The sequence below is a fragment of the Streptomyces sp. UNOC14_S4 genome (assembly GCF_020740835.1).
In the GTDB taxonomy this organism is placed as follows: Bacteria; Actinomycetota; Actinomycetes; order Streptomycetales; family Streptomycetaceae; genus Streptomyces.
In genome coordinates this window covers 1-9,451 of record NZ_JAINFC010000300.1, presented here as the reverse complement: position 1 = coordinate 9,451, position 9,451 = coordinate 1, and the positions used below count along the sequence as shown (strand labels likewise).

Annotated in this window: 7 protein-coding genes and 5 tRNA genes; 11 read left to right on the top strand and 1 reads right to left on the bottom strand. The window is 70.6% G+C overall.

Going from position 1 to position 9,451, the window contains the following annotated elements; translation table 11 throughout:
• Positions 1 to 3,061: nitrate- and nitrite sensing domain-containing protein (locus tag K6I34_RS24040; protein ID WP_229328419.1), on the bottom strand; the 3,061-nt coding region annotated here is incomplete at its 3' end.
• A gap of 565 nt (positions 3,062 to 3,626) precedes the next feature.
• Between K6I34_RS24040 and K6I34_RS24035 the strand changes: the two genes are divergently transcribed.
• The 11 genes from K6I34_RS24035 to K6I34_RS23985 form a co-directional block, all read left to right on the top strand.
• Entirely contained in the window at positions 3,627 to 3,854 is a 228-nt protein-coding gene (locus tag K6I34_RS24035; protein WP_229328420.1) for a hypothetical protein, read from the top strand.
• Between the two features lie 187 nt (positions 3,855 to 4,041).
• Positions 4,042 to 4,824: a fumarylacetoacetate hydrolase family protein gene (locus K6I34_RS24030; RefSeq protein ID WP_229328418.1), complete on the top strand. Its 783-nt coding sequence runs from the start codon at positions 4,042 to 4,044 to the stop codon at positions 4,822 to 4,824.
• Entirely contained in the window at positions 4,817 to 6,295 is a 1,479-nt protein-coding gene (gene gltX, locus K6I34_RS24025; protein ID WP_229328417.1) for a glutamate--tRNA ligase, read from the top strand. Before K6I34_RS24030 ends, gltX begins: the two co-directional genes overlap by 8 nt.
• A 146-nt stretch (positions 6,296 to 6,441) precedes the next feature.
• Positions 6,442 to 7,170, top strand: a complete 729-nt coding sequence (locus K6I34_RS24020) for an HAD family hydrolase (RefSeq protein WP_229328416.1) — start codon at positions 6,442 to 6,444, stop codon at positions 7,168 to 7,170.
• A 90-nt stretch (positions 7,171 to 7,260) separates the two neighbouring features.
• Positions 7,261 to 7,335: transfer RNA gene (locus tag K6I34_RS24015), tRNA-Gln, on the top strand.
• A 105-nt stretch (positions 7,336 to 7,440) separates the two neighbouring features.
• Positions 7,441 to 7,513 (top strand) — tRNA-Glu (locus K6I34_RS24010).
• 62 nt (positions 7,514 to 7,575) lie between these two features.
• A tRNA-Glu gene (locus tag K6I34_RS24005) sits at positions 7,576 to 7,648 on the top strand.
• A 13-nt stretch (positions 7,649 to 7,661) separates the two neighbouring features.
• Positions 7,662 to 7,733: transfer RNA gene (locus K6I34_RS24000), tRNA-Gln, on the top strand.
• 39 nt (positions 7,734 to 7,772) lie between these two features.
• Positions 7,773 to 7,845 (top strand) — tRNA-Glu (locus K6I34_RS23995).
• A gap of 88 nt (positions 7,846 to 7,933) precedes the next feature.
• Positions 7,934 to 8,872: an MEDS domain-containing protein gene (locus tag K6I34_RS23990; RefSeq protein WP_229328415.1), complete on the top strand. Its 939-nt coding sequence runs from the start codon at positions 7,934 to 7,936 to the stop codon at positions 8,870 to 8,872.
• Positions 8,862 to 9,451: MEDS domain-containing protein (locus tag K6I34_RS23985; RefSeq protein WP_229328414.1), on the top strand; the 590-nt coding region annotated here is incomplete at its 3' end. The genes K6I34_RS23990 and K6I34_RS23985, both read left to right, overlap by 11 nt.

Below are 9,451 nucleotides of genomic sequence, written 5' to 3'. Positions count from 1 at the left end.
CCGGGGCACCCGTCGGCCCGGCCGGGGGCGTGACCGCCGGGAACTGCGCGGTCGCGCCGGGACCGTCGCTCTGCCGGTCACCCGCGGGCAGCGCGAACCCGCCCGACGTGGCGGACGCGTTCGGCGCGGCCGTCGCGGGGTCCTGGTGGCCGCGCGGGGCGTCCTGCGCGACGCGGTCGGCGGACGGCGTCGGCCAGTCGTCGACCTGCGGCTTCGGGGTCGCCTGCTCCTGGCTGCCCCAGCTCGGGGTCTTGCGGGTCGGCAGGTCGGGCTTGGCACCCGGCGGGGTGACGGGACCGCTGCCGCGACGCCGGGGCATCTGCGGGCGGCGGACGTTCTCGCTCGCCGGGGGGATGACGGCCGGGTCGACGGCGCCGCGGTTCGACGAGCCGTCGCCCTTGCCGTTCGCACCGCCGCGCGGAGCGGCGTCGAAGACGCTGCCGCCGCCGGAGGAGGCAGGCGCACCGGGAGCCGCGGCACCCGGGTTGCGCGTCGGCAGTCCGCTCTGCGTCGTGGTGGGACGCTGCGGCAGTCCGCTCTGTGTGGTGGCAGGGCGCTGGGGCAGACCGTTCTGCGTGGCGGCGGGGCGCTGCGGCAGGCCGTTCTGCGTCGGCCCGCTCCGCGGCGCGCTGTTCCGTGACAGGCCGTTCTGCGGCAGGCCGTTCTGTGCCAGGCCGTTCTGTGCCAGACCGTTCTGCGGCGTGGCCGGGCGGCTGTCGCCGAACGCGGGGCGCGGGGGGTTGCCCGCGCCGTTGGCACCGCCAGGGCCCGCCGGGGGCGTCTGACGGCGCTGCATCTGGCTCATCTGGCTCATCTGGCCCATTTGGCCCATCTGACCCATGAGGCCGGGGCTGCCCTTGCCGCCGGGGGCGGAGGGCGCGCCGCCCTGGCCGGGGGCGCCCGCGGCGCCCGGCATCGGCCGCTTGCCGCCCTGGGCGACGTCGACCGGCAGCATGACGAGCGCGGTCGTACCGCCCGAGTCGGACGGACGGAGCTGGATGCGGACGCCGTGTCGCAGGGACAGGCGGCCGACCACGAACAGACCCATGCGCCGGGAGACCGACACGTCCACGGTCGGCGGGCTGGCGAGCCGCTCGTTGATGGAGGCGAGGTCCTCGGGGGAGAGACCGATGCCGGTGTCGTGGATCTCGACCAGCACGCGGCCGTCCGGCAGCGCGTGGCCGGTCACCTTCACCTTGGTCTGCGGCGAGGAGAACGAGGTCGCGTTCTCCAGCAGCTCGGCGAGGAGGTGCACGAGGTCGTTGACGACGCGGCCGGCGATCTCCGTCGGCGGCACGCCGCTGAGTTCGATGCGCTCGTACTGCTCCACCTCGGACGCGGCGGCGCGGAGGACGTCGACGAGCGGGACGGGCCGGGTCCACCGGCGGCCCGGCTCCTCACCCGCGAGGACGAGGAGGTTCTCGCCGTTACGGCGCATGCGGGTCGCGAGGTGGTCGAGCTTGAACAGCGAGGACAGCTGGTCGGGGTCGGCCTCGCGGCTCTCCAGCTCGGAGATGAGGGACAGCTGACGCTGGATGAGGCCCTGGCTCCGGCGCGAGAGGTTGGTGAACATCGCGTTGACGTTGCCACGGAGCAGAGCCTGCTCGGCGGCGAGGCGGACCGCCTCGCGGTGCACGTCGTCGAAGGCCGAGGCCACCTTGCCGATCTCGTCCGTGCTGTGCACACCGACGGACTCCACGGACGTGTCGACGTCCTGCGGGTCGGTCTCGGACAGCTGCTTGACGAGCTCGGGCAGGCGCTCCTGGGCGACCTTCTGGGCGGTGTCCTGGAGGCGGCGCAGCGAGCGCACCATGGAGCGGGCCACGACGAACGCGCCGACGAGCGAGATGCCGAGGACGAGCACGATCAGGACACCGTTGAGGATGGCTTCCTGCTGGGCCTCGTCGCGCAGCTCGCGCGCCTTCTGCTCCATCTGGTTGAGCAGCGTGGTCTCGACCTTGGACATCTCCGAGAGCTTCGTGCCGGACTGGTCGGACCAGTCCATCCACGTCAGCTGGGGGTCCTTGATGCCGTCCGACCTGCTGAGCACGCGCTCGGCGAAGGCGTTGGCCGAGGTGACGTCGGCGACGCCGCCGTTGAGGGCCTGGAGGAGCGACTTCGCGTCGTCCGAGCGGATGGCGGTGAAGCGCTTGATCGCTTCGTTCTCCGACTGCCGCGCCTCGTCGGCGTACTGGCGGTCGTTGTCGGTGAGCTTCTTCCTGGCCAGGGCCGAGGTGATCACGGCGCGCTGGACGGACGCGTACTCCTTGGCGGAGGAGAACGTCGCCAGCGCTCGGGTCGACGTGATCATGTCGCTGTTGTTGGTGGCCTGGGCCATGTCCTGCGACAGCGCGAGCAGCGAGTTGATCAGCGAGTCGTAGCCGCTGACGGTCTGCGCGATGAAGTCCGGGTTCTTGTACGCGTTCTCGCGGATGTTCTTGATCTTCGCGAGCTGGCGGGTGATGTCGACCAGGGTGGTCTGCACGCCGACCATCGTCGAGTCGTTCGGCTTGACGGCTCCGGTGGCGTCCTGGAACGCCTGGATGGCCTTGTCGGAGCGCTGCCGGGTGGAGACGATCCGGTCGTCGTCGGGGCGGCCGCCGGTGGCGTCGGAGATCGGGCCGGCGCTCTTGTCCCGCTCCTCCTGAAGGGCGCTGGCCAGCTGGGTGGCCTTGCCCGTCATGTCGGTGAGGAGCTTCATGTGGTCGAGCTGGTCGACGTTCTCGAGGGAGCTGTCGATACGCAGGGCACCCAGCGTCGTCGCGGCGACGACGGGGAGGGCCAGCAGGGAGACGAGTCGGGTGGAGATGCGCCAGTTGCGCAGGGCTATTCGTGAGCCCGGCCCGGCGGGTGCGTCGGCGCCCTTGGAAGCGCCCTTGGCGGCACCCTTCCTGGACCCCTTGGCCTTCGCCTTCGCCTTCGCCTTCACCTTTGCCTTGGACTTCGACCGTTCGGCGGATTCGCCACCGGTCGGCGCGTCGGCGGACGTGCCGCGGTCGGTCGCACCGCGCGGCTCCGGCTCCGCCGCAGCGCTGCCTTCCCTCTTGAAACGTCCCTGCACTAGCGTCGCAACCTCTGGACCAGGCGCCCCACCGGTCGAGCGGCGGGGCGGTGTCGAGTCGTGGGGGGACCGCGGTTGCCCCCTGGCGGTCCGTGGAATTCCAGCACAGTGCCGGATCTCCCAACAAGGCCGGTGCATGCCTCCGTGCGGTGCGTGACGCTCAGTGCCGAAAGCGGTCACTGGCCGTAGAGGAGAGGTGTCTTTATATCGGTCGATACCTCTCAATTCGCTCGGACGGCCTCACCTGCCGGTACGTGTCCCAGTCGCCATGATCGGGAGCGGAACGTCAGGTTCAGCCATGCAATGTCCGTTTCGTGACGGCGTGGCAGCCGCCCGCTATGCGGCATTTTTCGGCGAGTTCGTGAGCAAACTCACAAGGATGTCATGAGTTCTCCTACGGCCGACGGGGGATAGGCGCGCCTAGCCTGGTTGTTTGCGCAAACCGCGGAGACCGCACACCGCGGAGACGACGCGGCGGCGACGCGGCGACCGATCCGCGCGACGACGACACCGCGCATCCCCGTACGCGTGCCACCGAGGGCACCCCGACACCGCGAGGCAGCAAGTGCAGCAGCAGACGCCGCAGACGACGACGAAGAAGAACAAGACCACGACGACGCTGGTGCCGCGCCGGACCGCCAACCCGCGCCGTACGACCCTCGCCCACCTCGACGGCACCGACGCGATGCGTATCGAGGCCCGCGAGCACGCCGTGGAGCTGCCCTCGGTCACGGCCAACCCGCGCCGTACGACCCTCATGACCGCCCCGGCAGCCTCCGTCCCGCAGGACTGACGCAGGACTGGCACGGGATCGGCCCCGGCCGCCACGGTTCGGTGCCGGCCGCCACCGTCCCGCAGGACCGGCCCCGGAGGGCGTCCCGGGGGCGGCGGCCCCCGGCGGCGCACGGGCCGCGCGCGTCCCCCGCGATAGCCTTCAGGTGTCAGACTCCGGCCGGATCAGATAGGGGCACGAGCTTCCCGTGCGCATCGCCAGGTTCTCCATCGACGGCAACGTCGCCTTCGGCGTCGTGGAGGGGGACGCCTCGACAGAAGGCGGCCCCGTCCTCGACATCATCAAGGGACACCCGTTCGCCGAATTCGAGCGCTCGGGACACAGGATCCCTCTCGACAAGGTGCGGCTCCTGCCGCCCGTGCTGCCCAACAAGGTCGTGGCCATCGGCCGCAACTACGCGGAGCACGCCGCCGAGCTGGGCAACGAACTGCCCGACGCGCCCGTCACCTTCCTCAAGCCGTCCACCGCGGTCATCGGCCCCGGCGACGCCATCCCGTACCCCTCCTTCTCCCAGGAGGTGCACCACGAGGCCGAGCTGGCCGTGGTCATCGGGCGGATGTGCCGCGAGGTCCCCCGCGAGCGCGTGAGGGACGTCATCCTCGGCTACACCTGTGCCAACGACGTCACCGCGCGCGACGCCCAGAAGCGCGAGCAGCAGTGGGCCCGGGCCAAGGGCTTCGACGGCTCCTGCCCCCTCGGCCCCTGGATGGAGACCGAGCTCGACCCGAGCGACCTCGGGATCATGTGCACCGTCAACGGCGAGCAGCGTCAGCTGGGCCGCACGAGCGACATGGTGCGCTCCATCGAGGACCTGATCGTCCACATCACCGAGGCGATGACGCTGCTCCCCGGCGACGTCGTGCTCACCGGCACCCCGGCCGGTGTCGGACCGCTCAATGTCGGCGACGAGGTCGCCGTCACCATCGAAGGCATCGGCACTCTCACCAACAAGGTGATCAAGCGTGGCTAGCGCAACTCCTGTACGCGTACGTTTCTGTCCCTCGCCGACCGGCAACCCCCACGTGGGCCTGGTCCGCACCGCCCTGTTCAACTGGGCCTTCGCCCGCCACCACGGCGGCACCTTCGTCTTCCGCATCGAGGACACCGACGCGGCCCGTGACTCCGAGGAGTCCTACGAGCAGCTGCTGGACGCCATGCGCTGGCTGGGCTTCGACTGGGACGAGGGCCCCGAGATCGGCGGCCCGCACGCCCCGTACCGCCAGTCGCAGCGCATGGACATCTACCAGGACATCGCGCGGAAGCTGCTGGACGCGGGCTACGCCTACCCCTGCTACTGCACGACCGAGGAGCTCGACGCCCGCCGCGAGGCCGCCCGCGCGGCCGGCAAGCCGTCCGGCTACGACGGCACGTGCCGCACGCTGACCGCCGAGCAGAAGCAGGCGTACGAGGCCGAGGGCCGCAGCCACATCGTCCGCTTCCGTATGCCGGACGAGGCCACCACGTACACGGACCTGGTCCGCGGCGAGATCACCGTCCAGCCGGAGAACGTCACCGACTACGGCATCGTCCGCGCCAACGGCGCCCCGCTGTACACGCTGGTCAACCCGGTCGACGACGCCCTGATGGAGATCACCCACGTCCTGCGCGGCGAGGACCTGCTCTCCTCCACCCCCCGCCAGATCGCGCTCTACAAGGCCCTGATCGAGCTGGGCGTCGCCAAGGCGATCCCGCAGTTCGGCCACCTGCCGTACGTCATGGGCGAGGGCAACAAGAAGCTCTCCAAGCGCGACCCGCAGGCCTCCCTCAACCTCTACCGGGAGCGCGGTTTCCTCCCCGAGGGCCTGCTCAACTACCTCTCCCTGCTGGGCTGGTCCTTCTCCGCCGACCAGGACGTCTTCTCCATCGAGGAGATGGTCGCCAAGTTCGACCTCGCCGACGTCAACTCCAACCCGGCCCGCTTCGACCTGAAGAAGGCCGAGTCGATCAACGCGGACCACATCCGTCGGCTCGACGTGAAGACGTTCGCCGACGCGTGCGCCCCGTGGCTGAAGGCCCCGCACGCCAACTGGGCGCCCGAGGACTTCGACCAGGCCGCGTGGGAGGCCATCGCCCCGCACGCCCAGACCCGGCTCACCGTCCTCTCCGACATCACCGCCAACGTGGACTTCCTCTTCCTGGACCGGCCGGTCCAGGACGAGGCGTCCTGGAACAAGGCGATGAAGGAGGGTTCCGACGCCCTGCTGCGCACCGCACGCGAGAAGCTGGAGGCCGCCGACTGGTCGAGCCCCGAGTCGCTCAAGGAGGCCGTCCTGGCCGCCGGTGAGGTGCACGGCCTCAAGCTCGGCAAGGCGCAGGCCCCGGTCCGCGTCGCCGTCACCGGCCGCACGGTCGGCCTGCCGCTCTTCGAGTCCCTGGAGATCCTGGGCCGCGAGCGCACGCTGGCCCGCATCGACGCGGCGCTGGCGAAGCTGGCGGCGTAACGGACCGTGTAACGGACCTACTGGGTTACGGCCCACCGGGTTACGGTCGTCGTATGGCGATCCGCGCAGTCCTCTGGGACGTCGACACTGTGCTCTTCGGGGGGTAACCCCCGAACCCCCAGCCGGGGCCGGGTTACGGTCGTCGTATGGCGATTCGCGCAGTCCTCTGGGACGTCGATGACACCCTCTTCGACTACTCCGGTTCCGACCGGGCCGGGGCGCTGCGCCACCTTCAGGCCGAGGGCCTGCTCTCGCGGTACGAGTCCGCGGAGCAGGCCCTCGGCCTTTGGCGTGCCGTGATGGAGACGCAGTTCGCCCGCTTCGTCGCGGGCGAGCTCGGCTTCCAGGAGCACCGCCGTGAGCGCGTACGGGCCTTCCTGGGCGTCCCTGTGGAGGATTCCGAGGCCGACGCCTGGTTCGCCCGCTACGTGCGCCACTACGAGGCCGCCTGGACGCTCTTCCCGGACGCCCTGCCGGCCCTGGAGGCCCTCGGGCCCCGGTTCCGTCAGGCGGTGCTCTCCAACGCTGCCACGGCCAGCCAGGAGCGCAAGCTGCGCACCCTCGGGGTGGACGGGCGGTTCGAGCAGATGGTGTGTGCCGACCGCATCGGCTGCGCCAAGCCCGATCCCCGTGCCTTTCACGCCGCCTGCGCCCTGCTGGGGCTGCCGCCCGGCGAGGTGGCCTATGTGGGGGACCAGCTGGAGTGTGATGCCGTAGGGGCCCGTGATGCCGGTCTGCACGGCATCTGGCTGGACCGTACGGGCCCTGCGGAGGCCGTCGTTCCGGATGGCGTGCGGCGCATCGCGCACCTCGGTGAGCTGCCCGGGCTGCTGCCCCGGCTTATCGGTTTTGGAGCACCCTCCACCTTCGGGTAATGTTCTTCCTGCGCCGCCCGGGAAGGCCAAGAGGCCGGAACGAAGCGGGGCAAGCCCGAGCAAGACCCCTTCAAAGGGGTGGAGTTCTGGTGGGGTATGGTGTAATTGGCAGCACGAAGGTTTCTGGTTCCTTTAGTCTAGGTTCGAGTCCTGGTACCCCAGCCAAAAGAAATTCGAGCGAAAAACGGTCGAAAATCTTCTGGTAAAGTAGGAAACACCGAAAGCCGCGGAAACGCGGCCTAGGAAAACAAATAAAAAAGCGAAGTGCAAGCCCCCGTTGTGTAGCGGCCTAGCACGCCGCCCTCTCAAGGCGGTAGCGCCGGTTCGAATCCGGTCGGGGGTACTGATCCAGAATTCTTCACCATCCGGACGTCAAGTCCCGGAGGCGGGGATGGGATCGCTAGGGCCCCCGTTGTGTAGCGGCCTAGCACGCCGCCCTCTCAAGGCGGTAGCGCCGGTTCGAATCCGGTCGGGGGTACGGTTAATCACCATGGGGTATGGTGTAATTGGCAGCACGAGGGTTTCTGGTTCCCTTAGTCTAGGTTCGAGTCCTGGTACCCCAGCGCAGAGAGCTTTTTGCTCTGCAACTTGCAGCAATGCAGGCCCCCGTTGTGTAGCGGCCTAGCACGCCGCCCTCTCAAGGCGGTAGCGCCGGTTCGAATCCGGTCGGGGGTACACCTGAGGAAAGATGCCTCCCGCATGAGCGGGGGGCATTTTTTCGTGTGGCCTTCCATGGGCACGTACCGGGCCCGATAATCCACGCATGGCCCATACCGACGGCGCGCGAGGCGGGGGCAGCCGTATCCCCGTCGGTGAGCTCCGCCCGGGCGATCACGTGGCCCTGCTCCACGCCTCGGACGAGGAACGGGCCGCGGTCCTGCGGGGCTTCCTGCTGGGCGGTGTGGCCGAGGAGCACAAGATCCTCTACCTCGTGCACGCGGACGGGCCCGACGGGCCGGGCGAACTGCTGGCGGAGTGCGGGCTCACCGGCCTGCCCGGGGCCTCCGAAGGGCAGTTGCAGGTGCTCCGGCCCGCCGACCTCGCCCAGCCGTCCGGCGAGTTGGCCCCTGCGGGCCGGTTGGCCTCCGCGGGTCCGCGTGACCCGGCCGCGTTACTCGGCTCGCTGCGGGCCGCCGCCGAACGGGCCCGTGGCGAGGGTTACCGCGCGCTGCGCGTCACGGGGGATCTGTGCACCGCTCTGTGCGACGGCCGGGACGCCTCCCGGCTGCTGCGCTACGAGGCCCTGCTGGCCGAGGAGTTCGACCACGGCGGGACGCTGGCGGTCTGCCAGTACGACGCCCGCCGGTGCGACACCGCGGCCCTGGACGCCTTCGCATCGGTTCATCCCAGGAGCGTCGAAGTGGATCCACTCGTCCGCACCGCCGAACTCGTCGTCGTCCGTACCTTCGACCCGCCGGGCCTGCGCATCGAAGGCGTGGTCGACACCGCCTCGCACCGGCACCTGCGGGACGCCCTCCAGTCCGTCGCCTCCGTACGGGGCGACGTCCGTCTGGAGATGTCCGGGGTGGAGTTCCTCGACCTGGCCGGGCTCAGGCTGCTGATGACCTTCGCCAGGGCGCGCGCCGCCCGCCACTGCACCGTCGAACTGGCCGGGGTGCCCTCGCACCTGCTGCACGTCATCACGCTCATCGGCTGGGACCGCACGCCGGGTCTCCGGCTGGGGGCCGCGCATGCCTGCTGACCGCGCGGGGCCGGCCGCCCCCGGCGAGCCGACGGGCTTCGTCCACCACGCCTGCCTCTACGGCAGCGACGCGGAGTTCCTGGCGATGGCCGTGCCCTTCGTCCGCGCCGGGCTCGCCGCGGGGGAGCCCGTCCTGGCCGCGACCACGCCCGCCAACATCGAGCTGCTGCGCGCCGCGCTCGGACGGCACGCCCACGCGCTGGACACCGCCGAGACCGCCTATTTCGGCCGCAGGCCCGTCGAGCGGGTCGCCGCCTTCCTGGGCTACCACGGCCGCCGGGCCCGGAGCGGTGTACGGACGCGGATGATCGCCGAGCCGTTGTGGCAGGGCAGATCCGCCCGGCAGACCGCCGAGTGGCAGCGCATGGAGTCGGGCCTGAACCTGCTGCTGGCCGCGCTGCCGGTGTGGATGATCTGCCCGTACGACACGCGGACCGTGCCGCCCGGCGTCGTGGAGACGGCCTGCGTCACCCATCCCGCACGGCTGGACGGCGAGCGGATCACGCCCTGTGCCGCGTACCGGGACCCGGCGGACTACGCCGCGTCGATGCCGCTGCCCGGCCCGCCGCCCCCGTCCTC

Bases quoted from the DNA above. Each gene is read 5' to 3' on its own strand.
- K6I34_RS23990 (WP_229328415.1), top strand. From the start codon at position 7,934: ATGGCCCATACCGACGGCGCGCGAGGCGGGGGCAGCCGTATCCCCGTC.
- K6I34_RS24020 (WP_229328416.1), top strand. From the start codon at position 6,442: ATGGCGATTCGCGCAGTCCTCTGGGACGTCGATGACACCCTCTTCGAC.